This is a genomic window from Collinsella aerofaciens (assembly GCF_028209625.1).
GTDB lineage: Bacteria > Actinomycetota > Coriobacteriia > Coriobacteriales > Coriobacteriaceae > Collinsella > Collinsella aerofaciens_AM.
On sequence record NZ_JAQLDU010000001.1, the window covers coordinates 50,420 to 77,116 of the forward strand.

Consider the following 26,697-nt stretch of genomic DNA (forward strand, 5'->3'; position numbering starts at 1 on the left):
GGCGCTCCTCCTCGCGGGCGAGAGGGCGCGCAGCCGTGGCGAGCGCCTAACGCGCGAACTCCCGTAAGAGCGCGTCTTCCACTTCCCGAAGCGAAAGGGCCCCACCTCCCTCGGCGGGACGGGTGACCACGATGCAGCGCGCTCCCACGTCATGCGCGGCGGCGAGCTTCTCGGCCGTGCCGCCTACGGTTCCCGAGTCCTTGGTCACAAGCCACTGGGCGCCCACCTGCCGAAGCATCGCCTCGTTGAGCTCGCGGGTGAAGGGACCCTGCATGCCGATGACGTGCGACGGCGAAAACCCCGCGTCGATGCACTTCGTTATAGCACCGGGCAGCGGGAGCACACGTACGAAAAAGCGCTCCGTGAAATCGGCGACGCGCGTGTAGGGAGCAAGCTCCTTGCTCCCCGTCGTGAGAAGCGCGCGACCCGGGTTCTCGGAGAGAAAGCGCGCCGCGCAGGCGATCGACGCGACCGGCACGACGCCTTTGGGCAGCGCCTCGACCGGGCGCGCAAGGCGCAGGCATCGTGCACCCACGGCGAGCGAAGCGGCCCGGATGTTGCCGCTTGCGAGCGTAGCGAAGGGGTGCGTGGCGTCGACGACGATGCACGCGCCGGAAAGCTCGCGCTCCATGTCGGCATCGTCGAGCCTGCCCGCATGCACCTCGATGCCCGGAAGCTCGCCCAAAAGCTCGCCTCCGTACTCGGTTGCCGCGTAGGCACGGGCGGGGATGCCCGCCCTGCTCGCCCATTCGCACAGAAGGCGGCCCTCGGTGGTGCCGGCGAAGATGCGCAGCGCCGGCGCGGATGCGGGCGCCGTCACTTCGGGCCGCCTGGGCGCGTGATCTGGTAGAGCAGCGCGTTCATAATGGCAGCCGCCACGGTCGAGCCGCCCTTGCGACCCCTCGCGACGATGGCTGGCACGCGTCGTGCGAGTAGCTCCTCTTTCGCCTCGACCACGTTCACAAACCCGACCGGCACCCCAACGACGAGCGCGGGCGCGATCTTCCCCGCGTCGATGAGCTCGGCGAGGCGCAGAAGTGCTGTGGGAGCGTTGCCGACGGCCACGATGAGCGGACCCTCGATGCCGCAAGCTTTGTCCATGCTCGCAACGGCGCGAGTCGTGCCCGCGGCGCGCGCAGCCGCGGCGACATCAGGGTCGGCCATGAAGCACACGGCCTTGCAGCCAAGCTTCGCGAGCGCGGGCTTGCTTATGCCTGCGAGCGCCATGTTCGTGTCGGTGAGCACCGTGGCCCCTGCGCGCAGTGCGTCGAGCGCACAGTGCGCGGCGTCATGGGTGAACACGAGGGAATCGGCGTACGAGAAGTCGGCAGTGGTGTGGATGACGCGCTTCACGACGGGCTCTTCGAGCGGCGGGAACGTGCGGCCGCCAAGCTCTTCGGTGATAATCTCGAAGCTGCGCCGCTCGATGTCGCCGGGCGCCATCTCCTTGGAATCCATCTAGTACTCCACTCCTTCCCTTGCACATATCCCCTGAGAGTAGGGGTGTTTCTCGCACCGCATCTCGGTTATGTAGTCGGCCTTCTCCACGATCTTGCGGGAAGGCGCGCGCCCGGTGAGCGCTACTTCGACGCCGCGCGCGGACATATCGAGCGCGCGGTCCACGAGCGCCTCGTCGACAAGCCCCTTCGAAAGCGCGTCGAGCGCCTCGTCGAGCACGAGCAGTCCCTCTTGCGCGCCCTCGAGCTCGGCGAGCGCGGAAGCGAGGTTCCCATCGTGCAGCTCGCACGTCGCGGCAAGTTCTTCCGACGTCATCGACCAGGTAAACTTGTCCGACGCCTTCCCCGCGAACACGGGCACGCCGAAATGCTCAGCGAGCAGGCGCACCTCCCCGCTTTCGCCGTCTTTCAGGAACTGCACGACGACGACGCGGCGGCCTGCAGCGAGCATGCGAAGGGCGAGGCCCATCGCCGCCGTGGTCTTGCCTTTGCCGTCGCCATGATACACGTGGATCATACGCCCTCCTCGATAATGCGGTAGACATACTCCATGTCGAGCGCCCCGCGCACGACGTCGGCCAGGCGGTCGAACTCACGCGCACGGTGATCGGCCGCGGACGCCGCGCCCGCGTCACCCACGACGCTCTCGGGCAGGCCGCGCATGCGCGCGAGCGAGCGCGCGAGGGCGAGCGCCACCCCCGGTTCGTCGAACAGGCCGTGGAGATAGGTTCCGAACACGTTACCGCAGGCCGCGCCTTCCGGTTTGCCGCCAATCGTGCCCGCAGGGGCGCAGGAGACGGTCGTTTCGCCGTCGTGAATCTCGTACCCGCGCGCCATCATGCCGTTCCACACCGAGAACGCGCCTTGGGCGCCCGTGATGCGCAGTGCCGACTGGGCGAGGCGCTTTTCCTCCTTGAAAACCGTACTTGCAGGGATGAGCCCGAGCCCGCGCGCGGTGCCAGCGCCTTCCCTGCCGTGCGGGTCGGAAAGCTCGTCTCCCAAAAGCTGGTAGCCTCCGCATATGCCGAGCACCGGCGTGCCCGCGCCCGAAAGCGCGCGTACACAGGCTCCGATGCCGCTAGCCGCAAGCCAACGCGCGTCGTCGAGCGTAGTCTTCGAGCCGGGAAGCACCACCAGGTCGGGTCGGCCCAGATCGGTCGTCGAGGAAACGTAGCGCACGCCCACGCCGGGCACGCGCGAAAGCGGGTCGAAGTCGGTGAAGTTCGACAGATGCGGAAGACGCACGACGGCGACGTCGATGACGCCGCGCGCCTCGCGGGCAGATAGGCGCGGCGCGAGCGAGTCCTCGTCGTCCAGGTCAAGCGTGAGATACGGCACGACCCCCACGACGGGAACCCCGCACATCTTCTCGAGCGGGGCCAAACCCGGGCGCAGGATTTCCACATCGCCGCGGAACTTGTTCACCACAAGCCCCCGCAAAAGCGCGCGGTCCTCGGGCGCAAGGAGCGCGACCGTGCCGTAGAGCTGGGCAAATACCCCGCCCGGGTCGATGTCGCCCGCAAGCAGCACGGGGGAGGACACGGCGCGCGCGAGCCCCATGTTGACGATGTCATTTTCGGCAAGGTTGATTTCGGCGGGGCTGCCGGCGCCCTCGATGACGATGACGTCGTTTTCCTCCGCGAGCGAATCGAACGCCTCCAAAATCTGCGGCATGAGCGCCTTCTTTCGCGCGAAGTAGTCCCTCGCAGCGAAGGCTCCCTGCGCCTTGCCGGCCACGATGAGCTGGCTTCGGTGGCCGCTTTCGGGCTTGAGCAGGATGGGGTTCATGCGCACGTCGGGCGCGATGCCGCACGCCTCGGCCTGCATGATCTGGGCGCGCCCCATCTCGAGCCCGTCGGCCGTGACGCCGCTGTTGAGTGCCATGTTCTGGCTCTTGAAGGGAGTCACGCGCAGGCCGTCCTGCGAAAGCACGCGGCACAGCCCCGCCGCGAGCAGGCTCTTCCCCGCATTCGACATGGTGCCCTGGATCATGATGGGCTTGGCCCTACCCACGGGTATCGACCTCCTTCGCCAAGCCTCGGCCATCCGCGCCCGCCATAGCGCCGCTGAAAGAAGCGCCGCCCCGTTCGTCGGGTTCGCCTTCGCCCGATGCGTCTTCCGCCCGAAGCGCACGGCCGAACGCCATCGCAAGCCGGGCGTTCTCCTTGCGCGTGCGCACCGCGACGCGGCACCAGAAACGGGACAGTACCGAAAACGAGCCGCACGTGCGGACCAAAACCCCCTGATCATACAGGCGCTCGGGGATGTCTTTCGCCGGCGTGCGGACTAAAAGGAAGTTCGCATCCGACGGCACGACGGAAAGCCCGAGCGAGGAGAGCTCGTGGGAAAGCCACGCTCGCTCGCCCTCCAATACATCGCGCGTGCGCGAGACGTATTCGACGTCTTCCAGGGCGGCGATACCCGCGGCCTCGGCGACCGAAGAGACGGGCCACGCCTGCCCCGCCCGGCGAATCCCCTCGATGAGTTGGGCGTTTCCGCTGATCAGATATCCCAACCGCAACCCCGCCATTCCGTAGAGCTTGGTGAACGCGGAGAGCACGGCCACATGGCGCGAACACGCGGCGCGTGCGGCCACGCTCCTTTCGCGGGCGTCGGGCGCAAATCCGAGGAAGCACTCGTCCACGACGAGCAGCGCGCCCACCTGCTCGCAGCGGCAAGCCGCGGCCTCGATCACGCTGGGGTCGACGAGGCGCCCCGTCGGGTTGTTCGGATTGCAGAGGTACGCCACGTCTCCCGGCCCCTCGATCGCGCGGGCGAAGGAGGCGGGCACGTCGAAGTCGTCCGCTTCGGAGAGCGGGAACTCCTGCACGCATGCGCCGTAGTACGATGCCGCCTCCGCATATTCAGAGAACGTCGGCGCGCACACGACGATGCGTTTCGGGCACACCGCCGCGGCGAGCCGCCAGATGATGTCGGACGCGCCCGCGCCGCAGACGATAGTATCTTCGGGAATGCCCTGGTCGCGCGCTAGCGCGCGAACGAGGGCGAGGCTTTCCCTATCGGGGTAGGCGTCGATTCGAGAAAGCGCCTTGCAAGCTGCGGCGACGGCGCGCGGCGAGGGGCCTGCCGGATTCACGTTCACCGAGAAGTCAATGAGGTCGGAGGCACCCCCTTCGCAAGCGATGCCGAGCGATTGCGCGCTGCCCCCATGCGTGCGGACGCGCAGGATTCCCCCGGCAGCCCGGGGCGCGGCGTGGTCTTTCCTCATGCCATCGCCCCCACGGCGAGCACGACCGCCGCGCGCGCGGCGCCGAAGACGACGAGCGCGCATACGGACGCGGCGAGCATGAGCCTTGTCGCCCGGGCGATGTCGCCCCACTCGATTTCGCGGGACGCGTCGCCTATCGTCGGTTTCTCAACGAGCTTGCCGAAATACACCGCGGGTCCTGCCAGGCGCAGCCCGAGCGCACCCGCGCACGCCGACTCGGTCTGCGCCGCGTTCGGGCTCGCATGGCGACGCCTGTCGCGGCGCCAGATGCGCGCCGCCCCGCGCGCGTCGAGCCCGACGATCGGGCACACGGCGATCATGAACAGGGCCGATAACCGCGAGGGAATCCAGTTCACCGCATCGTCGAGGCGCGCCGAGGCGCAGCCGAAGTCGATGTAGCGCTCGTTTTTGTAGCCCACCATGCTGTCGAGCGTGTTCACCGCCTTGTACGCCATGCCCAAAGGCGCACCCCCGATCATAAGGTAGAAAAGCGGCGCGATGACACCGTCGCTCGCGTTCTCCGCCACCGTTTCCACGGCGGCGCGCGCGACGCCCTGCTCGTCGAGAACAGACGTGTCACGTCCCACGATGAGCCCGACGGCTTCGCGCGCCGCGACAAGTCCGCCCTTCGAGAACGCGCGGGCAACGGCCAGGCTCTGGCGGCGCAGCTCGCATGCCGCGAGAATCTGATAGCTCGCCCATGCCTCGGCCACGAAGCGCAAGCCGGAGTGAACCATGCCGCAAAGATGCAGGATTCCCCAGGTCAAAAGCCCACACGCAAGCGGAAGCGCCACGGCGAGCACAAGCCCTGCGGCGCGTGTGCCCGCGGACGTTTGCGGGAATGCGCCCCGCAGGCGGCCTTCGGCCCACGTGATCGCGCGCCCCATGGCGACGACGGGATGGGGAAGCCAGCGCGGGTCGCCGAAGGCAAGGTCGGCCGCGAACCCGGCGGCGACGGCAAGAATCGTCATCACCGGGCATCGCCCCCCGAAGCGGGGCGAACGTCGCGAAGGCAGCGCCCATCCCAGGTGGCGGCCCATGCGCCGCCCGGCTCGGTATGCACGTCGAAGTATCCCGTTTTCGGGACAGCTAGCTCGGAGAGCAGCGCTTTCACGGTACCCGCGTGAACGACGAAGACGGCGCGCCCGCTCCCCGAGGCGCGCTCCGATTTGCACGCCTCCCGAAACGCCGCGACGACGCGGCGGGTGAAATCGCTCTTGCCCTCGCCATGCGGGCAGCGCGTCTCGCACCAGGAGTCTACCCAGGCGCGATAGCGCACATCCTCTTTAAGCTCGGCGGCGCTTCGCCCCTCGAAGTCGCCGAAATCCATCTCGCGCAGACCGGGGCACGCCATAAGCTCCGCGTTCGGGAAGAGGATGCGCGCCGTCTGGTCGGTGCGGACCATGCCGCTCGTGATAACACGGAACACGTCACGATCGCACGCGAGGTCGCGCAAAGCGCGCTCGCCCGCACTCGACAGGGGCTCGTCGGTGCCCGCCCCGCTGTAGCGATGGTCTTCCGTGCCCGCCGTGGCACCATGGCGCACGAAGACGACTTCCAAAGGCGTGCCCGCGCCCTGCGTCCCTCGAGGCGCATCGGCAAGGTTTCCTTTGATGACCTGGGGAATCCCGCACGTCATGCGCACGACGACGTCGGCGCGCGCAGCGAGCGCGCATCCCAGGCGCCCCGCGCGCTCGCGCCATTGGGCGTCTTCCGCACACATGGGGACGACCCCCGAGCCGACCAAGGGCAGAATCACTGCGTCGAAGCCGATCAGCCGCTCGAGCGCCCGGTCAGAGTCGAGTGCGCGTACGAGTTCCTCAACACGGTACGCGACGCGGCCGCCAAAAGCCGCGGGCACGCCGCCCTCCGCAAGCTGCGCCGCGTCGACGAAATCGTTCGCCGCGAACCCGAGCTTTTCGCGCACGAAGGTCCTCTTCCCCGAATGCGCGCCACCTACCACGAGCATCATAGGAGCATGCCCCCCGCCACCAGCATGGCAAGCATCGCGAGCTCGGCCCATTGCAGAAACCATCCGGCCAAATCCCCCGTCACCCCGCCGAAGCGGGACAGGGCAACATGGCGGTACCACGCGAGCGCCAAAAGCCCCGCCACCGCCATAAGGGCGCCGACGGCCTGAGCGCACGCGACCATCCCTGCAGCCGAAGCCGCAGCGAAAGCGCAAAGCGGCACGACGATCGCCGCGCGCTTCTTCGCAGGCGAGAGCCCCGCGGCCATGCCGTCCGCCCGCGCGGCAGGCCAGCATTCAACGGCGAGTCCCGAAAGCGCGCGGGAGAACACGAGCGAGCACAGAAGCGCGAGGAACGCCCCCGCCGTAAGCGGCAGCGCGGTGAACAGGGAAAACTGCAGAATAAGGTACACAACAACACCGATGACCCCGAAGGCGCCCGCCCGCGGGTCGTGCATGATCTCGAGCTTTCGCTCGCGCGGGGCCCAACTTGCAAGCGCATCGGAGGTGTCGCAGAGCCCGTCTAGATGGATGCCTCCCGTCACCGCCACAGGCAGCGCCACGAGCACGGCCGCGACGATGGTCGCGGGCACGCCGAGCAGGTTCGCCACGTGCCCCCACGCCGTCATGAGGAAGCCTTCCGCAAGGCCCACCAGGGGAAACGCGGCAAGCGCATGGGTTGATCCGAAATCGGTCCAGGCCGATTTCGGGACGGGGATGCGCGAGAACGTTCCGAACGCCGCGCCGATTGCCTCTGCTATCTTCACCTTGTAGGTCCTTCGCCTTTCATCCACACGGGAATCCCGCATACCACTTCGACTGCGCGGTCGGCCAGCGCCGCCACGCCCGCGTTCACGCGCGCGAGCGCGCGCCTCCATGCCTCGGTCCCCTCATCGTAGCGCATCCCATCGGCGAACACGTCGACGGTGACCACCACCGTATACGCAGCGGCCTGAGCAAGCCGTTCGATGCCTCCGAGCACCTCGCGCGCCGCAGCGTCGGGGTCACGTGGGGACAAGCCGCCTTCCGCGAAAAGCTCGTTCGCAACCAGGTTGCCCACGTCCTCCAAAAGAAGCGTGCAGCCGCGCGGAAGCCCGGGCACTGCGGCGCCCACGTCACGCGTGCGCTCGAGGGTGGAAAACCCCTTGCCCTCGCGCAGCGCCCGATGGCGCGCAATGCGGTGGGCGCCCTCTTCCCCGAAGGGCTCCATCGTTGCCAGGTACACGCGGGGGCCGTCGTGCCCGAGGCACAGGGACTCGGCGTAGGCGCTCTTGCCGCTCGCGGCGGCGCCGATAACGAGCGTCACCGTCATTTCCCGGCCTCGAAATGCTCGTAAGCAGCCATGCCAGTCGCCGTGAACGTCTTCCCATCCCGGTACACGCGCAGCGCCGAATCCAGAAGGGGCAGATACGCCATGGCGCCCGCGCCCTCGCCCAAGTGCATGCCTGCGTCGAGGGGTGCCTTTATGTCGAGCTCGCGAAGGAGCTCCTGGCTTGCGGGTTCGCTTGATGCGTGGGTGCCCACGAGGTAACCCAAGGCGTTGGGGCACAGGCGCGCCGCGCACAGGGCCGCCGTGCAGGATATGACCCCGTCGAGGAGCGCCGGCGCCTTCGAGGCCGCGGCCCCCAGGTAGAAGCCGCACATCGCCGCGATGTCGAAGCCGCCCACCTTCGAGAGCACGTCGATTGGGTCGGCGGGATCGGGCGAGTTCGCGTCGATAGCGCGCTCGACCACGTCGCGCTTGCGCGCGAGCGAGGCGTCCGAGAGCCCCGCGCCGCGCCCGACGAGGCTCCGCGCGTCCGCCCGGATGAGCACTGCGGCCACCGCCGCCGAGGTGGTCGTGTTGCCGATGCCCATCTCGCCCGCGGCGAGAAGGCGCACGCCGGCGCGGGCAAGCCCGCACGCGACGGCAATTCCGACCTCGATCGCGCGCACGGCCCCATCTCGAGACATAGCGGAGCCGTGCGCGATGTTGCCACTCCCCCGCCGCACGTTCGCGCGCACCATGCGCGCGTCTTCTATGCCCCGGGCCATACCCACGTCGACGGGCACGACCTCGGCATCCGCGAACGCCGCCATGCGGCAGGCGCTCGTGGCCCCCTCGCACATGTTGCGCGCGACGGCTCGCGTCACGTCTTGCCCGCTTTGCGACACGCCTTCGGCAACGACCCCGTTGTCGGAGAAGAATACCGCGAGCGCACGGGGAAACTCGGCCACCTCGGCGCTCCCCTGAGCTGCAGCGATACACGCGACGGCGTCTTCAAAGTCGCCCAATCCCCCCAAGGGGTGCGCGATGGAGTCCCACGCGGCGTACGCGGCGGCGCGGGCGCATTCGTCTGCGGGCGCGATCCGGGAGAGCGCGGCTTCGAGCACGGCGCCCGGCGCCGACGAGAACGCGCGCTCGACTTCCTCGCGAATGCAGGCAAGCGCGGTTTCGGTTGTTTCAGCCATGCCGTCTCCTCTCTGCGAACGACGCTGCGGCAGATGCGAACGCGCGCGCAACGTCGGGGTTCGCGGGATAGTACACATGCGGAAAGCCCGCCACCAGGGACGGGGTGGCCGTCATGCACGGCCAGCCCTTGTCGCGCCGGGGCTTCTGCGCCCAGAAGTCGCCGCCCGGGCAGGTGGACTGCCAGTAATGGAATTCGTGCGCGCGGATGCGTGTGCCGCGCGGCCCGTAGAGCCCGTCGCGTTGGGAAGTGAGCTCCACGTACCCGAAATGGGACAGCCTTCCCCCGTTCTCGCTTGCGCCCTCAAGGGCGCCCGCAACAGGCCAGCGCCGCCCCTCGCTATCGGCGATTTCGCGCTGCAGGTACAGAAACCCACCGCATTCGGCGACCGTCGGCATGCCGGATTCCACCGCGCGCCGCACCGCTTCGCGCATCGGCGCGTTCTCGGAGAGCTGCCGCGCATGGAGCTCCGGGTAGCCGCCCCCCAGATAGAGGGCGCTTGTCCCCCGGGGCAACTCGCTATCACGCAGGGGGCTGAAAAAGGCCAGCTCGCAACCAAGGTCCTCGAGCGCGCGCAGGTTCTCCTCGTAGTAGAACGAGAACGCCTCGTCACGTGCGACGGCGACGATGGGCCGCGCTCCCGCGATCAGCTCCAACCGGTAAGGTTCCTCGCGGATATCGGGTGCCGTCGCCGCTATTTCGAGCAAGCGATCGACGTCGACGCTCTTTTCCACCAGCTCGGCCATCTTGTCGATGCGCGCGGAGAGCTGCTCGACCTCGTCGGCGGTCACAAGCCCCAGATGCCGGCTTTCGAGCGAGAACGCCTCGTCGGCGGGGATATTCCCCAAAACTGTGACGCCCGTGTGCTTCTCGATCGCAGGCGCCGCGTAGGCGCAGGCAGCGGCGCTCGTCTTGTTCAGCACGACGCCGCGCACGTTCGCACAAGGCAGGAACTCGGCGATGCCATGGATTACGGCGGCGAGCGATAAAGACGCCCCGCGCCCGTTCACCACTAAAACGACCGGCGTTTCCGTGTCGCGCGCAACCTGGTAGCTACTCGCGTCGGCCACGCCGGGCGCCATGCCGTCGTAGAAGCCCATAACCCCCTCGAGTACCGCGACATCCGCGCCTGCGGCGCCGCGTGCGAGCAGGGCGCGCAGCGTCGGGGCGTCGGTGAAGAAGCCGTCTAAGTTGCCCGAGCGCGCACCCACGACGCGGCGATGAAAGAGCGGGTCGATGTAGTCGGGGCCGCATTTGAAGGCCGCGCATGCAAGGCCGCGGCGCGCGAGCGCGCGCAGGAGCGCGCACGTTACGACCGTCTTGCCGCTCCCGCTCGAGGGCGCAGTGACCATGAAGCGCGGGATGGACGTGCTCACCGGGCGCCGCCTTCCCCACCTGCGGCGCTGCAGTTAGCAAGCGAGACCACCTCAACGGATGGGTTCCCCTCGACAGAGAGGTCCTCCCCGACAGGCGACTCAGCAAGCGCGCCGACTTCGGCAAGCTCCTCGGCATCCGCGCCCGCACCACGCGCGCTGACGAGGAACACGGGGTTTTGCGCCTTCATAAGATGGTGCGAGCCTACAGCCTCGGCACGGGCGGCCGACACCTGGCACGCCTCGAACCCCTTAAAGCGCGAACCCGAGAGGAGCGCGCACGCCTCGGTGAGCGTCTCAACGGTGACGCATGGCACGCACAGGCGAACCTGCGAGTTCTTCTCGAGCGCCGCCTCCACGATGGAGGGAAGCTCGCCCGCGCTCCCGCCGACGAACACGGCGTCGGGGACAGGCAGTTTCGCGAGCGCTTCGGGGGCGACATCGGGGACCGCATGCACGTTGCCGCACCCGAATGCATCCGCGTTCTCTCGGATGAGCCGCACGCCGGCCGCGTTGCGCTCGACCGCCCATACCGACCCCGCTCGCGCGACGAGCGCCGCCTCGATCGACACGCTCCCCGTGCCGGCGCCGACATCCCACACGGTGTCGGTCGCGGTAAGGCGCAGCTTCGCGAGCGCGACGGCGCGCACCTCCTGCTTGGTCATGGGAACGTCGCCGCGGATGAAGAGCTCGTCGGGAATGCCCGAGGAAGCGTACGGCCAGCGGGAGCTCGCGGCGCGGGATGCGCCCGCAGAGTCCGCCGCGAAAGAAGCCGCCGCGGGCTCAGACGCGCCGGCCGGCGCCTCGGAGGCTGCGCTAGAGCCCGCAGGCGACCCGGCGCCGCCTGCGGGCTCGACAAGCATCACGTTCAAGTCGTCGAACGTCTGACCTGCGATTTCACTTGCGGTCGCGCAGGTGATGCGCTCGTCGGGGTACGACAGGCGCTCGGCCACCGTCACGCGCGCGTCCCCGAAGCCCGCCTGCACAAGCTCGCCCGAAAGCCGCGAGGGGTCTTCCCCGCCCGACGTGGCGAGGAAGAGCTCACCTGCGCGCTCGGCCTCGGCCACGATGTCGCACGCCACGCCGTGAGCGCTCGCGAAGCGCCAATCCTGCCATGGACGCGCGAGGCGCGCGGCGAGATACGACGCTGAGCTTATGCCGGGAATGACGCGCACGTCCACCCGCGCGTCGCCGGAGAGCGCCTCCACCAGGCGGCGCGCGCCGCTGAACAGCCCCACATCGCCCGTCATCACGACCACGGCGCGCTGCCACGACGCCGCATCGGTGAGAGCGGCGACGATGTCCGCCGTCTTCACGAGCTCGCATCTCACCACGTCGGGCGGCACGTCGATGCTGACAAGCGCGCGATGAGCGCCGATGACCACGTCGGCGATGTCGATCGCGTCGAGCGCCGCGCGCGAGAGCAAGTCGGGGTTTCCGGGCCCCGCCCCGATGATCGTTACCTTTCGCATGGAATCTCCCGATACCCGCGCGGCGTGACCATACGGCCGCCTACGCGCTTCGTGTCCGCGTTGCCGACGAACACGGTGGTGAACATGTCGGCGTCGAACTCCCCCAGCTCGGAGAGCTTGCACATGCCCGACTGCTGCCCCTCGCGCCCGATGTTGCGTACCCAGCCGCAGAGCGTGTCGGGGGCCTTCCATTCGAGCATAATCTTCGCCGCGCGCGAGAGCCTGTCGGCGCGCTTTCTGCTGCGCGGGTTGTACAAACAGATGCAGAAGTCGGCGCTCGCCACGGCGGCGAGCCTGCGCTCGATGACCTCCCACGGCGTGAGCAGGTCGGAGAGCGACACGACCGCGAAGTCGTGGGCAAGCGGGGCGCCGAGCACCGCCGACCCGCTCTGAGCCGCGGTGGCCCCGGCGATAACTTCCACGTCTACATCGGGGTAGTCCTCCGCAAGCTCCAGCACGGGGCTCGCCATGCCGTACACGCCCGCGTCACCGCTGCACACAAGCGCCACGGCTTCTCCGCTCTGCGCGCGCGAAAGCGCCAGGCGGCACCGTTCGACCTCGTGCATCATCGGCGTCGCGAGATGCGCCGCGTCGGGCACGGCGGCGAGCGCGAGCTCCACGTATTTCGTGTACCCCACAACGATGTCGGCCGCCTCGAGCGCGCGCCGAGCCGCAATCGTCATGCCGTCGGGGCCGCCCGGGCCGATCCCCACCACGAAGAGCTTTCCCATCACAGCTCCTTAAACGAAAGTTCGATAGTTACCTTGGAAAACGCGACGGTCACGCCGCCGTGAGCGAGCTTCGGGAAGATAAGTTTGCCCCCGTCCGCGAGCGCCGCGCGCTCGCACACGTTGTCGACCCCCACCGTCGCGCGCACGAAATCAGATGTTGAAACGCTGCCTTCGACCTGCGACAACTCCTCTACGGAATACGTCACAAGCGGAATATTGCGCGCGCGACAGAAGGCGAGCAGACCCTCCTCGTGCGCCTTCACGTCGATCGTCGCCGCTTCGCGCACGGCCGAAGGCGAGATACCCGCCTGCCCGCACGCGAGAAGAAACGTCTCCCCGATCGCTTCGGCGCACGCACCGCGACGGCACCCTATGCCCGCAACGATGCAGGGCACGACAAGGCGAAGCGGCTCGGGCGCAGACGTCTGCGCCCGCACGCCCGCCGGCTTCCCCGTCTCACCGGCGGGCACGACCTCGCCCGTTGTCTCCGCCGCGCGAACGGACGCACCTGCATTCGCGCCAGCGAACGGCGACACGACAATATCGGCCCGAGCGCGGTCGGACGCAATGTCAACCCCCTCAGGCAGCTGTCCCGAAATCGGCATGTCGGAATAGAGCGCCACGCGCCCGCCCGAAAGCAGCCGCGCCGACACTCGCTTGATGGCCTCGGGATTCGAAACGGCGAGCCCCGCACAGCGAGCCCACGTATCCACCGCCCACACGCCGCGGACGTCGGTCGCCGTGGTGATGACGGGGATGGCCCCTGCCGCGCGTGCCACAGTTTGCGCAAGCTCGTTCGCACCGCCCAAATGCCCCGACAAAAGCGGGACGGCAAAGCGCCCCGCCTCGTCGATCGCCACAACCGCAGAATCGCTTGCCTTCGAGGCGACATGCGGCGCGATCGCCCGCACGGCGATGCCCGCCGCGCCCACGAACAGAAGCGCGTCCGACGCTTCCCACGCGAGCGCCGTCCATGCGCGCAGGTCGGCCTTCCACTCGCCGAACCCGCGCGAAACGGAAACGTCCCAGCCAGGGTCATCTTCACCTGTCTGCGCGCAATCGGAAAGCGCGTGTGCGATGCGCTCCGCCAACGCATACCCCCTCTCAGTGAACGCTATGCAGGAAACCCTCATCTAGCGCACCACCATCGTCGAGAAGTAGCTGCCCCGATCGGGCACATCGTCGAGCGAGCGGTACACGCGCTCGCCCGGAAGCCCACAGTCCTCTACGAGCTCGGCACCGTCGAAGGCGCCCTCCTCGCGAAGGATGCGCTTCGTGTCCGCAAGCGAGCGGCGCGCCTTCATGACCACCTTCGTCCCCGGCCAGCCGATTGCGCGGCGCACGTCGTCGTAGCCGCCGGGCACGATGTGCAGAGGCGACGACATCTCGGGCGTGAGGTCGCGCTCGAGCGCTGCGGCGACCGCGCAGAAGCTCGGCACGCCGGGAATGGCGCGCGCCTCGAACCCGCAGGCGCGCACGTCGGGCGCTATGCGCTGGAAGGTGGCGTAGATGCTCGGGTCCCCCAGGTTCAGCAGCGCGACGTCGCGGACCGCATCCAGGTGCGCGACAAGCTCGCGAACAAGCGAGGCATGCTCGGCCGCGCGGCACTCGGCGTCGCGCGTCATCGAGAATCGCACGGGGATCACCGTCTTGCCTGTAAGGTCGACGGCGCCGCGCACGATGTCGAGCGCGACCATGGCCCCGTCAGCCGTCTGCGGTGCGGCGATGACCGGACACGATTCGATTGTGCGGACGGCCTTGATCGTGAGCAGCTCGGGGTCGCCAGGCCCCGTGCCCACCCCGTACAGCACGCCTTTACTCATACGTAGCCCCCAATTCCCCGATAACTGCATCGGCGCCCGACGTGCGGAAAAGCTCGCGGCGCTCGGCGTCGAACACGACCGCGGCGATGTCGCATGCGCCCGCCGCGCGGCGGCGCAACCTGTCATCGATTGCCGCAGCGAGCGAGGCGCGCGCAGCGTCCCCCACGCCGGCGGCCTCGATTACCTCTAGCGCCGCCGTGGTCGTGACCGACGACATGATCTCGCGCACGGTCTTCGTTCCCGCGCCGGCCAAGGCCGCGTGGGCGGCCAGAATCTCCGCGCGGCAGTCGGCGGTACGCGAATGGGTGTCCATGATGCCGCCCGCGACCTTCACCAGCTTGCCGATGTGTCCCACAAGAAGGACATTGGTAAATCCCTCGCGAACGCAGCAATCAATCGCATCACCCACGAAGTTGGAGATGAAGACCACCGGCGCACCGTTTAGGTGGAAATGCCCCGAGATGAACTGTGCACCGTAGTTGCCGGGCGTGAGCACGACTCCGCGCCGCCCCATAGCCGCATGCTGCCGGATCTCGAGCTCGATGCTGTCGCGCAAGGCAGCGAGACTGCGCGGCTCGACGATGCCCGTCGTGCCCAGGATGGAGATGCCGTCCTCTATCCCCAGGTGCGGGTTGAAGGTCTTTTCGGCAAGGGCAACACCCTCGGGTACCGAAATCGTCACAGCGATATTTCCAGAAAAGCCGTGCGCGGCGCACACCTCGCGCACCGCCGAAGTGATCATCGCGCGCGGCGTCGCGTTGATGGCGGCCGCCCCCACCGGCTGCTCGAGCCCGGGCAACGTCACGCGCCCCACGCCCACGCCGCCATCGACGGAAACTTCCGATTCGCGCGCGGGCACGCCCTTGCTGCCCGCAGTACCCGTGCCCGACCCCGCATGTTCCACGCGCGCGTACACGAGCACGCCGTCGGTCACATCGGCATCGTCGCCTGCGTCCTTTCGCACGGCGCACTGGGCGCACCCCTCGCCGATACATGCGTCGACCACGTTCGCCTCGACGGGCAGCCCGCCGGGGGTGACGATCGACACGCGGCCGACGGGCTTTCGTGACAAGAGCATCTCGCAGGCCGCCTTCGCCGCGAGCGCGGCGCAGCTCCCCGTGGTGTAGCCGCAGCGCAGGCGGGTCGTCCCGGTATATATGTAGTGCTCGAAGGCCACGCTAGCTGCTCGCCTTCCGATACCCTGTGGCAAACGAAGGGTCGTAAAGCTTGCTGCGCTCGTACGACTCCGCTTGCGCGCCGTTGTGCGCAAGCCCGCCGCGAGCTCCGAGCACGCGGCCCACCACCACGAGCGCCGTGCGGTCGATGCCCTCTCGCGCGCCCGCATCGGCGAGCGTGCCCACTGTGCATCGCACCACGCGCTCCTCAGGCCAGGTCGCCTTGTACACGAGCGCCGCCGGCTCGTCGGAGCTGCGGCCCGCGGCCAAAAGCTCGGCGGAAAGCTCGGCGAGCATACCCGAGCTCAGGAAGATGACCATAGTCGAGCCGCTTTCCGCCATGGTGCGCATGCCCTCGCCCGCGGGCATGGGGGTGCGCCCGGAAAGCCGCGTGATCACGACCGACTGGCTGATTCCCGGCAGCGTGTATTCCTGGCGAAGCGCCGCCGCGGCACCGCAAAAGCTCGACACGCCGGGCACCACCTCGTAGTCCACGCCGCGCGCGTCGAGCGCGTCCATCTGCTCCTGGATGGCGCCGTACAAGCACGGGTCGCCCGTGTGCAGGCGCACCACTTCCTCGCCCCGCGCATCCGCCGCGCACATCACGTCGAGCACTTCCTCCAAGGTCATGTGCGCGCTGTCGTAGACGACGCAGGATTCCTTGCACTCGGCGAGCAGTTCGGGGTTCACAAGGCTCCCCGCCCAAACGACCACGTCGGCCGCGCGCAGAAGACGCGCCCCGCGCAGCGTGATAAGGTCGGCGGCGCCCGAACCTGCGCCAACGATATAAATCATCCGAGCCTTCCCTTCCCGTTTCTCATCGCAACCGTTTACGCCGCCCTTCGCGCAGCAGGCAAGACACGGCGCCCGCAGCGGCAATCGGCGCAAATACGTAGGCAGGAGGCGCAATGCCGCCCGCCCTGGCTTTGACACGCCCACAAACGCCCACTATCATAGTGGTAGTTTCGGCAACGAGCATATGACAATCGAATAAAAGGAAATGACCGGCGCGGCGCCCACACAGCCCGCGCTGGCTTGCGGAGGGAACCAGGTGGGAATCCTGGGCAAGGGACATTACTGTGTAGGACGCGCGGGCGAACCGCCTCGCGCCCCAAGCCAGACTGCTTCGCCTTTTCCTCACGGCATCGCCGTGGCGTTATCTCCTTGTGAACCCCGAGGAGTGCGCTTCCCTTTCGAATGCAAGAAACAGGCGCGCTATCCCTTTGCGGACGAGCGCGCTTTTCTTTCGCTTGTGCCGATAAGCAACTGTCGCCGGGGGACCGGCAAACCGAGGAAAGGGAAAACCATGTCCGACCAGATGTCACGCCGCGGCTTCATGGGCGCCGCAGCAACCGGAGCCGTCGCGCTCGCCGGAGTCGCGCTCGCGGGCTGCTCCAGCACCTCCGCGAGTCCCGAGAAATCGAGCGAAAAGGAGAAGGCCGTGAAGCCGGTCATTCTCGTCACGAGCTTCGGCACGAGCTACAACGATTCGCGCCACATCACCATCGGCGCCATCGAAGACGCTATCCGCGAGAAGTACTGGCAGGACTACGACATCCGCCGCGCCTTCACCGCGCAGATCATCATCGACAAGCTGAAGAAGCGCGACGGCATCACGATCGACAACATGACCGAGGCGCTCGACCGCTGCGTGGAAGACGGCGTGAAGGAAATCGTCGTGCAGCCGACGCATCTCATGGCTGGCCTGGAATACGCCGACGTGAAAGACGAACTCGACAAGTACGCCGACAAGTTCGACAAGATCTCGCTCGGCGACCCGCTGCTCACCTCCGACGACGACTACAAGAAGGTGGCCGCAGCCATTAAGGAGAACATGGCGTCCTTCGACGACGGCAAGACGGCGCTGTGCCTCATGGGCCACGGCACCGAAGCCGATTCCAACGCCGACTATGCCAAGATGCAGGAAGTGTTCAAGAACGAGGGCTTGACGCAGTTCTTCGTCGGCACCGTCGAGGCTGAACCGACCTGCGAGGATGTTACCGCCGCTGCGAGCGCCGCAGGGTACAAGAAGGCCGTGCTCGCGCCGTTCATGGTGGTCGCGGGCGACCACGCGAACAACGACATGGCAGACGAGACCGACCCCGACAGCTGGGCTGCGAAGTTCGTGGCCGCCGGCTTCGAAGTGACGTGCCTGCTCCAGGGTCTGGGACAGAACGCCGCGGTCGACGACATCTACCTCTCGCACGTGGACGACGCCATCGCCAAGCTGTAAACTCGCCGCGCACGGGAGCGCCGGTCGCGTCCCCGTGCAACGGGCATGCGCCTTCCCCGACCGACGGCGCATGCCCGTTGCATTCGCATCCCGCCCGCCCACCGCACGGCGCGGGCGGTAGAAGCGATTGAAAGGAACCCCTCCATGTTGAAGAAAACCCTCGTCTTCGCCCTGTCGGCGGCGCTTCTCGCGTTCTCGCTCGCCGGCTGCGCCGGAAATTCAAGCGACAGCGCAAAGGCAAGCAATACCGATTCCCAGGAAAAGACCGAGCAGGCGGCCGATGCGACCGAGGGCGCAAGCGCTGCCCCCATCACCGCCGACAAGGTGGCCGACGGCACCTATCCGATCACCGTAGATTCCAGCTCGAACATGTTCAGGATTGTGGACGCCCAGCTCATCGTGGAAAACGGCTCCATGCACTGCGTGATGACGCTTTCCGGCACGGGCTACGGCAAGCTCTTCATGGGCACGGGCGACGAGGCTGCCGCCGCGAGCGAGGCCGACTTCATCCCCTATGTGGAAAACGCGGAAGGCAAGTACACCTACGACGTGCCCGTTGATGCGCTCGACGAGGACACCGCCTGTGCCGCGTGGAGTATTAGAAAAGAGCAGTGGTACGACCGCACGCTCGTGTTCGAATCCGCCGGCGTCGATCTACGCGCCGACGCACTGAAGTAACGCCATGCGGTCGATTCTTCCCAAGGGGGAAAACAGGAAGCGCCGAAGCATCGCGGCGCGCGCGATCGCCTGCGTTCTCGTCGCCCTGCTCGCGCTTTCCTTCGCGGGGTGCAGTGCGAGCCCGAACGCGACCGGTGGCACGGCGGGCTCTCAGGAATACACTGTGAATGTCTCGCTTTCCGGCGGGTCAGGGCGCGCAAGCATCGCCTCACCCACCACAATTGTGAAGGATGGCGACACCTACACCGCGACCATCACCTGGTCGAGTTCGAACTACGACAAGATGACCGTCGACGGCGTGGACTACGCGCCCGTAAACGACGGCGGCAACTCCACGTTCGAGATACCCGTCACGCTCGACGAGGACATCGCCGTGTCGGCCGAGACCGTCGCCATGTCGACGCCGCACACCATCGACTACACGATCCACTTCGACTCATCCACCATGAAGGAGAAATCGGGCGACGAAGCAAGCGGCGGCTCCCCTGTGGGAACGGCTTCAAGCGCCGCGGCCGACTTCCACAACGCCGATTTGGGCTGTGGCTGGGAGCCGACGGGGGCGCTTCAGCTTGAATACGCCGAGCACTTCACTGTCGACGAGTTCAAAGGCGGTCTGCGGCTTATCTGCGTTTCGAATGGGGAACGTTTCCTCGTGGTGCCGCAAGATGCGAAGGTACCTGATGGGTTGAGCTCCGACATCGCGGTCATAAGGCGCCCCGCCGACAAGGTGTACCTCGTGTCGTCGGCGACGATGTGCCTGGTCGACGCGCTCGATGCGAACGACAATATCATCATGTCGGGCACGAAGGCCGACGATTGCTCGGTCGTGGGCTTCAAAAGCGCGCTCGAAAGTGGGGCGATCGCCTACGGCGGCAAGTACAGCGCGCCCGACTACGAGCGAATATCGGCCTCGGGCTGCACACTCGCCATCGAGAACACCATGATCAACCACACGCCCGATGTGAAGGAAAAGCTGCAGAAGCTCGGGCTCGTCGTGCTCACCGAACAGTCGTCGAGCGAGCCCGAAGCACTCGGGCGCGTCGAGTGGATTAAGCTTTTCGGCGTTCTGTTCGACAAGGAAGACGAGGCCGCGCACCTGTTCAACGAGCAGAAGGCCCGCGTCGAGCAAACGTCGGGGCTCGCGTCGTCAGGTAAAACCGTGGCGTATTTCTACATTAACTCGAACGGGGCCGCCGTCACGCGGCGGGCGGGCGACTACGTGGCGCAGATGATCGAGCTTGCAGGCGGCAGCTATGCGCTCGATGACGCGCAGACGGCGTCGACGTCAGGTTCGTCAGTAACGCTCGAAATGGAGCGCTTCTACGCGACGGCGAAGGATGCCGACATCATCGTCTACAACGGCACCATCGACGAATCGGTTGCCACCTTGAACGACTTCGTAGGCAAAAACGCGCTATTGTCGCAGTTCAAAGCCGTGAAGAACGGCAACGTCTGGGTCACAAGCGCCGACATGTACCAGCAGATGACTTCTACCGCCGACATTATCGACGAGCTGCACGGGGCGTTCACCGGCGATGACGCGAGCGACTTCCATTATCTGAGGAAGCTCGGTTAGCGCCATGAGAAGCCGGCTTTCCATGGCATACGACGAATCGGGGCGCGCCGCGCGGTGTCGCGTCGTGACGGCGCTGCTCGCTGTTGCCCTCATCGTGCTCGTCGGGGCCAACCTGTGCATCGGGAGCGCGCTCGTGCCCGCAGACCACATCCCCGGCATCCTTTCGGGCGGCGCGGCCAATTCCATGGAAAGCCAGGTCATCTGGGAGATTCGCCTGCCGCGCGTGCTTTCAGCCGTGCTTCTCGGCGGGGCACTTTCGCTTTCCGGGTTCCTGCTGCAGACGTTTTTCAACAACCCCATCGCCGACCCGTTCATCTTGGGCGTCTCCTCGGGCGCAAAGTTCGTCGTCGCGCTTACGATGATCGTACTTCTAGGCGCGAACCAGGCCATGTCCTCGCCGGCCATGGTGGCCGCAGCGTTTCTGGGCTCGCTTATCACCATCGGCTTCGTGCTCCTCATCGCACGGCGCATAAGTTCCATGGCCATGCTCATCGTGGCGGGCGTCATGGTGGGATACATCTGCTCGGCGGCGACGAACTTCCTCATCGCCTTCGCCGACGACCAGTCCATCGTGAACCTGCACAACTGGTCTTTGGGTAGCTTCTCGGGTTCGAGCTGGGACGACATCGCGATCATCGCGGTCGTGGTGATCACCGTGAGCGCATGCGTATTCGCGATATCGAAGCCCCTTTCCGCCTTCCAGCTGGGAGAAGCCTACGCGAAAAGCGTCGGCGTGAACGTCGCACGCTTCCGCGTGGTGCTCGTCCTTCTAGCGAGCATGCTCTCCGCCTGCGTGACCGCGTTCGCTGGTCCGGTGTCGTTCGTAGGCATCGCGGTTCCGCATCTCGTGAAGTCGGCGCTAAAGTCGTCGAAGCCCATCCGCGTGATTCCTGCGTGCTTCTTGGGAGGCGCCATCTTCTGCGCGGGCTGCGATTTGATCGCGCGCACGCTGTTCTCTCCCGTCGAGCTTTCCATCAGCGCCGTCACCGCCATCTTCGGCGCTCCGGTGGTTATCGCGCTCATGTTGAAGAAGCGGGTGAGGTAGATGGGGGAATTCGTGCCGCGGCCCAAAACGCTCGGAGGGGACATTCCATGCTTAGACAGTCCTGAGCTCGCACGAAAGCGCCAGAAGGCACTTTCGGCTCGTGCGGAACTGCGCGCGGAACGCCTCCTCCGAGCGGAGCCGAACCTCGAAACTACGGTCGAAACGCAGGCTGACGGAGCGCCGCTTTTCCACATAAGCGACCTGTCGGCGGGCTACGACAAGAAGGTCGTAGTCGAAGGCGTCGATCTGGAGGTTCGCGCGGGCGACGTCGTGGCGCTCATCGGGCCGAACGGCTCGGGCAAGTCGACCATCTTGAAAACCATCACACGCCATCTGGCACCGCTTGCCGGCGCGGTCGAGCTCGACGGGCGGGAGATTTCCCGATGGAAGACGGCGGAGTTTGCAAGGAACCTTGCCGTTATGCTGACAGATCGCCCCCGGACCGAGCTCCTCACCTGCCGCGATGTCGTAGAGGCAGGAAGGCACCCCTACACCGGGCGAATGGGCACACTCTCGCCCGACGACCATAGTCGGGTCGACGAGGCCATGAAAACCGCACATGTGGAAGAGCTCGCCGAGCGCGACTTTATGCAGATAAGCGACGGGCAACGCCAGCGCGTCATGCTCGCACGCGCCATCGCGCAGGATCCGCGTGTGCTCGTGCTCGACGAGCCCACGTCGTATCTCGATATCCGCTACCAGATCGACCTGCTGCGAATACTTCGCCACCTTGCGAAATCGCGGAATGTGGCTGTCATCATGTCCATCCACGAACTCGAGCTCGCGCAGAAAAGCGCCGACAAGGTGATTTGCGTGAAGGACGGCCGGGTCTTCCGCGTCGGCGCACCCGAGGACATATTCACACGCGAGACGATTGGCGAGCTCTACGGCCTTCAGCATGGCACCTTCAACGAGCGCTTCGGCAGCGTGGAAATTGGGCGCCCGCACGGCGATGCGAACACGTTCGTCATCGCCGGCGCAGGTACGGGGTCGGCTGTGTTTCGCCAGCTCGTCCGGCAGGGCAAGGCGTTCTGCGCGGGCGTTCTGCACGAAGGGGACATCGACTGCGAGCTCGCGCGCGACCTGGCAGCGGAATGCGTGGCCGAGCGCGCCTTCGAGCCGATCGGGGATAAAACCATAGCCCGCGCCAAAGAGCTCCTCGTCCACTGCGCGCGCCTTATTGTGTGCCCCGCCGCCTTCGGCACCATAAACGCCCGCAACGCAGAGCTCGTCGAGTTCGCACGCTCGCATGGTATCGAGGTCATGTGAGCGTGCGAAGGCGCATCGGAGGATTCCCAATTGGAGTGGGAAGGATAAACTGGACTTTCTTTTAATGATCCTCAGGCTACAGCTCCTACGCCGGCGAGGTCTACAAGGCGCCGGAGAACCTCGTAAACAGGAATTTCCACGCCGACGAGCCCAACCTGCTGTGGCTCACCGACATCACCGAGTTCAGACTCCCGGGCGGCGAGAAGGTCTACCTGAGCCCGGTCATCGACTGCTTCGGCGGGATGCTCGTCGCCTGGTCGATCGGGCTGCACCCCGACAAGCGCCTCACGAACTCGAGCCTGCGCCTAATCCAAGCGAGATTCCAGACTCGATAGGCCATTGAGAGTCAGGTCGTTGGCGACCTCCGAGACGCGCTCGATAGGAACCGAGCCATCAGACAGGGCCCACGTGCGATAGATACCGATAATACCCGACAGCAAGAACGCCAGATAGTAGTCGAACATCTCGTCCTTGAGACCTTGGGGCAGCAGATCGCGCTCGGCAATCTCGTGTTCGAGCGGCGCACGAAGACGAGCCATAAAATCATCGAGCGGAATGTTCTCGATCAGCTGACGATTGAGCACCAAGTTGTTGCATAGTGCCTCGTTAACGGTTTTAAAGAAGGTCGCCGCCGCGCCCAGGGCGCGCTCGTTGGTGTCGCCGTCCATGGAGGCAAGCGTTTTCTCAACCGAGTCGACAATCATCTCCACCACATCGACGGCAATGGCATCGAGCAAGCCATCAACCGTACCAAAGTGAACGTAAAAGGTCTTGCGGTCGACATTGGCCTCGCGCGCGATGGCACTCACCGTAATGTCTGCCAGCGGCTTTTCCATGAGCAGGCGCTCGAAAGCGGAAAGGATGGCATTGCGGCTGCGAACGATGCGGCGATCAAGACGCGGTTTGCTGGTGTCCATAGACGTGTCCCTTCGATATGCGGGCATTCATCAACAGATGAGAGATAATCTACGTAAGAGGATTATCCCCCATACAGCACAAATATGCCCCGCATCATGAAGAACGCACGACTGTCCTACTGCGACTTAGGGTGCTTCTTCTTATTGAGTGCCGACGGAGATACGCGGATACCGTCGCCCGTCTGTCGCACATAGGCTTTATGAGCCGGCTTAGCGGTCCCAGAAGCCTTCTGAGCGTGCTTCCTGGGATCAACGGTAACAGCATTCGTGGGGTGCGGCTTAGTGGGCGCAGAGGGCGTCTGAGGCGCGCGGCCGAGCTTGCGCATCACGCGATCCCAGCGCGCATGGATACTCTCGTTGTGGGCGCTCTTAAGGCCCAGCAGGGGCGCAGCCAAAATGGTCGGCGCGATAAACGTAATGAGACGCCACAGCAGATAGCCGGCGGTCGAAGCCGACCCAAAGAAATGACCCAAGAACAAAGCAAAGCCGCCCTCAGCGCCACCAGTTCCACCGGGCAAGGGAACCGCAGAGCTCAGCAGCTGGACAAAGGCGCTCGCGGCCATGACCGAGAAAAAGTCGACCTCGTGGTGGCCAAAGGCGAGCATCAGAAAATACGGCACCAGATAGAAAAACGCGAGCTGCAGCATGGTGATAAACACGGTGAGCAGCATGGAAGAAAAATGTCCGGCCGAAAGCTTGAACTTCTCGGAGAAGGAGTAGATCTCGCCATCGACAAACGAGCGCCATCCATCGATCTTAGTGGCCGAGACACCTATGCGCTCGAGCCAATTGATGATGCAATGGGCGACGCGCGTGACGGTCTTAGGCATGAGCGCGACGGCGAAGATGCCGAGCAGGATGCAGCAGTGACCGCCAAAACTAAAGACGCACAGCAGCGTCATGTCGCCATAGCGCTCGGCAAAAAACGGCATGCGAGCAAGCAATAGGATAGCGCCCCAGGCAACTAGGCCAAACTGATACACAATAAATCGGGTGAACTGCGTGGCACCCGCTTCGCCCACGTTTTGACCCGCTTTGGTCAGGCGGTAGATCTGGGCAGGCGTAGAGCCCATCATCATGGGCGTCAGGTTGCCAAAGAAGATGCCACTCGCCTCGACCGAGATCAGGTCGCGAATGCCGACGGGTGAATTGGGGTCGAGCCAGACGGCGATCGCATAGGCCACAATGCCAAAGAACAGATACATGAACATGCAAAGACACGCGACAACGAGCCAGGGCGCCTGGATGCTCGACATAGCAGCCCAGAACTGCCCCATCTGCCCGGTTACCACCAGATAGACGATATAACCCACCAGCACAACGCCGATAAAGATTGCGCCGCGGCGTGCGCTCTTATTGTCATCGCCGCCCGAGGCCTCAACCTCGACCTGGGGCTTGGACGTATGCTGAGAGGACTCCGTCATGAGACTCCTTCTAACAGTCAAAATATCTTGGTTATTGTACCCGTAAGGGCCATAAGCAGAACGCAAAGCTCTTGTTCAAACGGGAATGACAGACAGTTGTTTGATAATAAAAAACCCGGTCTTCCGTGGAAAGACCGGGTATCAGATGCGTGGTAGCCCGTACCAGATTCGAACTGGTGATCTCCGCCTTGAGAGGGCGGCGTCCTAAACCGCTAGACGAACGGGCCACATGACATCTGCACTGCCGTGCTGCGAGGAAATATATTACGGGACAAAAAACGCAAGCGCAAGAAGAAATTCCAAATTGCCGAAATTTTGTCGCGAGGTTATGGAACGCGCAGGTCAACAAGGTAGCTAATTTGGGACGGGGCTATTTTAGCTACCCTAGGTGGAGATGAGTCAGGAGGGCTTCGCGGTTGTTGGGGATGTTGTCCTCGATCACGGCGTCGAGGGCGGCGTTGAGAAGCTGTCCCAGCTCCGGCCCCGGCTTGACGCCGGCGCGGATCAGGTCGCCACCATTGATGGCAAGCATCTTGAGTGTATAGGGCTCCCCCGCCTGCAGCAGATCGTGGGCGAGCGTACGCATCTCCTCGATCGTCTCGACGTAATAGAAGCACGAGGGCGCCTTGCCGAGCGTGTCGGCACGCTTAAGGTCCATGAGCTCGTCCATCAGACGCGGCGTATCGACACCCTCGCCCGAAAGCGCGCGCATCATATTGAGCAGGCAGGAGCGCTCGGGGCGCAGCGGCTTGTCATGGTATTTGATCAGCAGGCACACATCGCGCACCAAATCGTGCGAGAGCGCCAGGCGATCCATGATGACACGCGCCTTCTTGACGCCGAGCTCGGGATGACCGTAGAAGTGGCCGCTGCCGTCGTGATCGACCGTAAAGCACTCGGGTTTGGAAACGTCGTGCAAAAACGCCGCCCACATAAGGCTCGACGAGGGCGCGACGCCGTCGCACAGCGCCAGCTCCCCTGCCACCGTCAGCACGCGGGCGATATGCTCGTAGACGTTAAACGCATGATAGACGCTGCGTTGATCAAACCCGCGAGCGGACGCGAGCTCGGGCACGGCGGCGCAAACAAGCTCGGGGTAGCGCAGCATCGCGTCTCCCCCATGGCCGGTCGAAAGGATACCCTCGAGCTCAATGCCCACGCGCTCGCGCGCCACGGCATCGAGCAGCGGCGCGCACTCGGCAAGGGCACACTTGGTCTCGGGCTCAATCACAAAGTCTAGGCGGCAGGCAAAGCGCACCGCGCGCAACATGCGCAGGGCATCCTCGTTAAAGCGGCGCTTAGGATCACCGACGGCGCGAATCAGCTTGCGGTCTAGGTCGCCCTGGCCATCGTAGCGGTCGACAAGGCCGCGCTCGGGATGCCACGCCATGGCATTGACGGTAAAGTCGCGGCGCGCCAGATCGTCCTCAAGCGAAGCGGCGCGCTCCACACTCTGAGGATGACGACCGTCGGTATAGAAGCCGTCCAGGCGATAGGTGGTGACCTCAATGCGCTCGCCATCGCAAATAGCCGTAATGCCGCCAAATTTAATGCCCGACTCAACTACGGCAATACCGGCGGCCTCGAGTGCCGCCTTGGACTCCTGCCACAGGCCGCTACAGCACATGTCGACATCGTGGCTGGGACGTCCCATCAGGGCGTCACGTACCCAACCGCCCACGTACCAGGCCTCAAGACCGGCATCCTCGAGGGCTCGCAACACGCACAGAGAGGCGGCTGACGGCTGCGTAGCGTTGAGCGAAACATTGCACATTCCTGTGGCCTCCTGCAATTGCGGGCATATCGATTGATGGTTTCCATGAAGTCTAGCAAGAAATGAGAGCGGGCGCACACGCGAACGCGCTTCAAGCACGAT

Annotated in this window: 25 protein-coding genes, 1 tRNA gene and 1 pseudogene; 6 read left to right on the forward strand and 21 right to left on the reverse strand. The window is 65.6% G+C overall.

Annotated elements, in window-relative coordinates:
- Positions 1 to 46: 46 nt before the first annotated feature.
- Genes cobK through cobM form a run of 17 tightly spaced genes read right to left on the reverse strand, consistent with a single transcriptional unit; the run spans position 47 to position 16,474 of the window.
- Positions 47 to 820, reverse strand: a complete 774-nt coding sequence (cobK, locus tag PMW70_RS00180) for a precorrin-6A reductase (RefSeq protein WP_271743513.1) — start codon at positions 818 to 820, stop codon at positions 47 to 49.
- Positions 817 to 1,458 (reverse strand): precorrin-8X methylmutase, encoded by a 642-nt coding sequence (locus PMW70_RS00185; protein ID WP_271743514.1) that lies wholly within the window; start codon positions 1,456 to 1,458, stop codon positions 817 to 819. Before PMW70_RS00185 ends, cobK begins: the two co-directional genes overlap by 4 nt.
- Positions 1,459 to 1,974: a cob(I)yrinic acid a,c-diamide adenosyltransferase gene (locus tag PMW70_RS00190; RefSeq protein WP_117637731.1), complete on the reverse strand. Its 516-nt coding sequence runs from the start codon at positions 1,972 to 1,974 to the stop codon at positions 1,459 to 1,461.
- Entirely contained in the window at positions 1,971 to 3,470 is a 1,500-nt protein-coding gene (locus PMW70_RS00195; protein ID WP_233541102.1) for a cobyric acid synthase, read from the reverse strand. Before PMW70_RS00195 ends, PMW70_RS00190 begins: the two co-directional genes overlap by 4 nt.
- Positions 3,463 to 4,686, reverse strand: a complete 1,224-nt coding sequence (locus tag PMW70_RS00200; protein WP_271743515.1) for a pyridoxal phosphate-dependent aminotransferase — start codon at positions 4,684 to 4,686, stop codon at positions 3,463 to 3,465. The genes PMW70_RS00195 and PMW70_RS00200 overlap by 8 nt, the downstream gene beginning before the upstream one ends.
- Positions 4,683 to 5,657: an adenosylcobinamide-phosphate synthase CbiB gene (gene cbiB, locus PMW70_RS00205; protein ID WP_124786709.1), complete on the reverse strand. Its 975-nt coding sequence runs from the start codon at positions 5,655 to 5,657 to the stop codon at positions 4,683 to 4,685. Before cbiB ends, PMW70_RS00200 begins: the two co-directional genes overlap by 4 nt.
- The gene (locus PMW70_RS00210; protein WP_271743516.1) at positions 5,657 to 6,658 is read right to left on the reverse strand and encodes a histidine phosphatase family protein; all 1,002 of its coding nucleotides are present in this window, start codon (positions 6,656 to 6,658) and stop codon (positions 5,657 to 5,659) included. Before PMW70_RS00210 ends, cbiB begins: the two co-directional genes overlap by 1 nt.
- Positions 6,655 to 7,422 carry an adenosylcobinamide-GDP ribazoletransferase gene (cobS, locus tag PMW70_RS00215; protein WP_089571795.1) on the reverse strand — a complete coding sequence of 256 codons (768 nt, stop codon included), beginning with the start codon at positions 7,420 to 7,422 and terminating at the stop codon, positions 6,655 to 6,657. The genes PMW70_RS00210 and cobS overlap by 4 nt, the downstream gene beginning before the upstream one ends.
- Positions 7,419 to 7,967 (reverse strand): bifunctional adenosylcobinamide kinase/adenosylcobinamide-phosphate guanylyltransferase, encoded by a 549-nt coding sequence (locus PMW70_RS00220; RefSeq protein WP_271743517.1) that lies wholly within the window; start codon positions 7,965 to 7,967, stop codon positions 7,419 to 7,421. The genes cobS and PMW70_RS00220 overlap by 4 nt, the downstream gene beginning before the upstream one ends.
- Positions 7,964 to 9,106, reverse strand: coding sequence for a nicotinate-nucleotide--dimethylbenzimidazole phosphoribosyltransferase (locus PMW70_RS00225; protein ID WP_271743518.1), 1,143 nt, complete (start codon positions 9,104 to 9,106; stop codon positions 7,964 to 7,966). Before PMW70_RS00225 ends, PMW70_RS00220 begins: the two co-directional genes overlap by 4 nt.
- Entirely contained in the window at positions 9,099 to 10,481 is a 1,383-nt protein-coding gene (locus PMW70_RS00230; RefSeq protein ID WP_271743519.1) for a cobyrinate a,c-diamide synthase, read from the reverse strand. Before PMW70_RS00230 ends, PMW70_RS00225 begins: the two co-directional genes overlap by 8 nt.
- A complete protein-coding gene (gene cbiE / locus PMW70_RS00235) occupies positions 10,478 to 11,950 on the reverse strand; it encodes a precorrin-6y C5,15-methyltransferase (decarboxylating) subunit CbiE (RefSeq protein WP_271743520.1) in 1,473 nt (490 codons plus the stop codon). Before cbiE ends, PMW70_RS00230 begins: the two co-directional genes overlap by 4 nt.
- Positions 11,938 to 12,681 (reverse strand): precorrin-3B C(17)-methyltransferase, encoded by a 744-nt coding sequence (gene cobJ / locus PMW70_RS00240; protein WP_117564102.1) that lies wholly within the window; start codon positions 12,679 to 12,681, stop codon positions 11,938 to 11,940. Before cobJ ends, cbiE begins: the two co-directional genes overlap by 13 nt.
- Complete coding sequence (locus PMW70_RS00245) at positions 12,681 to 13,772, reverse strand: cobalt-precorrin 5A hydrolase (RefSeq protein WP_271743521.1); 1,092 nt, start codon at positions 13,770 to 13,772, stop codon at positions 12,681 to 12,683. Before PMW70_RS00245 ends, cobJ begins: the two co-directional genes overlap by 1 nt.
- 42 nt (positions 13,773 to 13,814) lie before the next feature.
- Positions 13,815 to 14,504: a precorrin-2 C(20)-methyltransferase gene (cobI, locus tag PMW70_RS00250; protein WP_271743522.1), complete on the reverse strand. Its 690-nt coding sequence runs from the start codon at positions 14,502 to 14,504 to the stop codon at positions 13,815 to 13,817.
- Positions 14,497 to 15,681 (reverse strand): cobalt-precorrin-5B (C(1))-methyltransferase CbiD, encoded by a 1,185-nt coding sequence (gene cbiD / locus PMW70_RS00255; protein ID WP_271743523.1) that lies wholly within the window; start codon positions 15,679 to 15,681, stop codon positions 14,497 to 14,499. The genes cobI and cbiD overlap by 8 nt, the downstream gene beginning before the upstream one ends.
- A gap of 1 nt (position 15,682) precedes the next feature.
- Positions 15,683 to 16,474, reverse strand: coding sequence for a precorrin-4 C(11)-methyltransferase (gene cobM, locus PMW70_RS00260; protein ID WP_118225780.1), 792 nt, complete (start codon positions 16,472 to 16,474; stop codon positions 15,683 to 15,685).
- A 511-nt stretch (positions 16,475 to 16,985) separates the two neighbouring features.
- Here cobM and PMW70_RS00265 point away from each other — a divergent pair.
- The 6 genes and pseudogenes from PMW70_RS00265 to PMW70_RS00290 all read left to right on the forward strand — a co-directional run.
- Positions 16,986 to 17,912 carry a sirohydrochlorin cobaltochelatase gene (locus PMW70_RS00265; protein WP_271743524.1) on the forward strand — a complete coding sequence of 309 codons (927 nt, stop codon included), beginning with the start codon at positions 16,986 to 16,988 and terminating at the stop codon, positions 17,910 to 17,912.
- Positions 17,913 to 18,056: 144 nt separating this feature from the next.
- Entirely contained in the window at positions 18,057 to 18,590 is a 534-nt protein-coding gene (locus PMW70_RS00270) for a hypothetical protein (protein ID WP_089571779.1), read from the forward strand.
- 4 nt (positions 18,591 to 18,594) lie between these two features.
- Positions 18,595 to 20,166 carry an ABC transporter substrate-binding protein gene (locus tag PMW70_RS00275; RefSeq protein WP_271743525.1) on the forward strand — a complete coding sequence of 524 codons (1,572 nt, stop codon included), beginning with the start codon at positions 18,595 to 18,597 and terminating at the stop codon, positions 20,164 to 20,166.
- Positions 20,167 to 20,188: 22 nt separating this feature from the next.
- Positions 20,189 to 21,211, forward strand: coding sequence for a FecCD family ABC transporter permease (locus PMW70_RS00280; RefSeq protein ID WP_117583467.1), 1,023 nt, complete (start codon positions 20,189 to 20,191; stop codon positions 21,209 to 21,211).
- Positions 21,212 to 22,480 carry an ABC transporter ATP-binding protein gene (locus PMW70_RS00285; RefSeq protein ID WP_271743526.1) on the forward strand — a complete coding sequence of 423 codons (1,269 nt, stop codon included), beginning with the start codon at positions 21,212 to 21,214 and terminating at the stop codon, positions 22,478 to 22,480.
- Between the two features lie 77 nt (positions 22,481 to 22,557).
- A pseudogene (locus PMW70_RS00290) lies at positions 22,558 to 22,782 on the forward strand (DDE-type integrase/transposase/recombinase); the annotation flags it as partial.
- 3 nt (positions 22,783 to 22,785) lie between these two features.
- On the opposite strand, the gene PMW70_RS00295 reads toward PMW70_RS00290, so the two are convergent.
- From PMW70_RS00295 to PMW70_RS00310, 4 genes are all read right to left on the reverse strand, one after another.
- On the reverse strand, positions 22,786 to 23,397 hold the full coding sequence (locus PMW70_RS00295; protein WP_158556488.1) for a TetR/AcrR family transcriptional regulator: 612 nt from the start codon (positions 23,395 to 23,397) through the stop codon (positions 22,786 to 22,788).
- A 116-nt stretch (positions 23,398 to 23,513) separates the two neighbouring features.
- Complete coding sequence (locus tag PMW70_RS00300) at positions 23,514 to 24,821, reverse strand: lysylphosphatidylglycerol synthase transmembrane domain-containing protein (protein ID WP_271743527.1); 1,308 nt, start codon at positions 24,819 to 24,821, stop codon at positions 23,514 to 23,516.
- Between the two features lie 150 nt (positions 24,822 to 24,971).
- Positions 24,972 to 25,048 (reverse strand) — tRNA-Glu (locus tag PMW70_RS00305).
- 152 nt (positions 25,049 to 25,200) lie between these two features.
- The gene (locus PMW70_RS00310) at positions 25,201 to 26,595 is read right to left on the reverse strand and encodes a CCA tRNA nucleotidyltransferase (RefSeq protein ID WP_117583463.1); all 1,395 of its coding nucleotides are present in this window, start codon (positions 26,593 to 26,595) and stop codon (positions 25,201 to 25,203) included.
- Between the last annotated feature and the right edge of the window lie 102 nt (positions 26,596 to 26,697).

What these genes read in the sequence shown, in the direction of transcription:
- PMW70_RS00275 (WP_271743525.1), top strand. Translation starts at nt 18,595, where the DNA reads ATGCGGTCGATTCTTCCCAAGGGGGAAAACAGGAAGCGCCGAAGCATC.
- PMW70_RS00285 (WP_271743526.1), top strand. Translation starts at nt 21,212, where the DNA reads ATGGGGGAATTCGTGCCGCGGCCCAAAACGCTCGGAGGGGACATTCCA.
- cobM (WP_118225780.1), bottom strand. Translation starts at nt 16,474, where the DNA reads ATGATTTATATCGTTGGCGCAGGTTCGGGCGCCGCCGACCTTATCACG.
- PMW70_RS00190 (WP_117637731.1), bottom strand. Translation starts at nt 1,974, where the DNA reads ATGATCCACGTGTATCATGGCGACGGCAAAGGCAAGACCACGGCGGCG.
- PMW70_RS00220 (WP_271743517.1), bottom strand. Translation starts at nt 7,967, where the DNA reads ATGACGGTGACGCTCGTTATCGGCGCCGCCGCGAGCGGCAAGAGCGCC.
- PMW70_RS00225 (WP_271743518.1), bottom strand. Translation starts at nt 9,106, where the DNA reads ATGGCTGAAACAACCGAAACCGCGCTTGCCTGCATTCGCGAGGAAGTC.
- cobI (WP_271743522.1), bottom strand. Translation starts at nt 14,504, where the DNA reads ATGAGTAAAGGCGTGCTGTACGGGGTGGGCACGGGGCCTGGCGACCCC.
- cbiB (WP_124786709.1), bottom strand. Translation starts at nt 5,657, where the DNA reads ATGACGATTCTTGCCGTCGCCGCCGGGTTCGCGGCCGACCTTGCCTTC.
- PMW70_RS00265 (WP_271743524.1), top strand. Translation starts at nt 16,986, where the DNA reads ATGTCCGACCAGATGTCACGCCGCGGCTTCATGGGCGCCGCAGCAACC.
- PMW70_RS00270 (WP_089571779.1), top strand. Translation starts at nt 18,057, where the DNA reads ATGTTGAAGAAAACCCTCGTCTTCGCCCTGTCGGCGGCGCTTCTCGCG.
- PMW70_RS00280 (WP_117583467.1), top strand. Translation starts at nt 20,189, where the DNA reads ATGGCATACGACGAATCGGGGCGCGCCGCGCGGTGTCGCGTCGTGACG.
- cobJ (WP_117564102.1), bottom strand. Translation starts at nt 12,681, where the DNA reads ATGGGAAAGCTCTTCGTGGTGGGGATCGGCCCGGGCGGCCCCGACGGC.
- PMW70_RS00300 (WP_271743527.1), bottom strand. Translation starts at nt 24,821, where the DNA reads ATGACGGAGTCCTCTCAGCATACGTCCAAGCCCCAGGTCGAGGTTGAG.
- PMW70_RS00200 (WP_271743515.1), bottom strand. Translation starts at nt 4,686, where the DNA reads ATGAGGAAAGACCACGCCGCGCCCCGGGCTGCCGGGGGAATCCTGCGC.
- PMW70_RS00185 (WP_271743514.1), bottom strand. Translation starts at nt 1,458, where the DNA reads ATGGATTCCAAGGAGATGGCGCCCGGCGACATCGAGCGGCGCAGCTTC.
- cbiE (WP_271743520.1), bottom strand. Translation starts at nt 11,950, where the DNA reads ATGCGAAAGGTAACGATCATCGGGGCGGGGCCCGGAAACCCCGACTTG.
- PMW70_RS00210 (WP_271743516.1), bottom strand. Translation starts at nt 6,658, where the DNA reads ATGATGCTCGTGGTAGGTGGCGCGCATTCGGGGAAGAGGACCTTCGTG.
- PMW70_RS00310 (WP_117583463.1), bottom strand. Translation starts at nt 26,595, where the DNA reads ATGTGCAATGTTTCGCTCAACGCTACGCAGCCGTCAGCCGCCTCTCTG.
- PMW70_RS00295 (WP_158556488.1), bottom strand. Translation starts at nt 23,397, where the DNA reads ATGGACACCAGCAAACCGCGTCTTGATCGCCGCATCGTTCGCAGCCGC.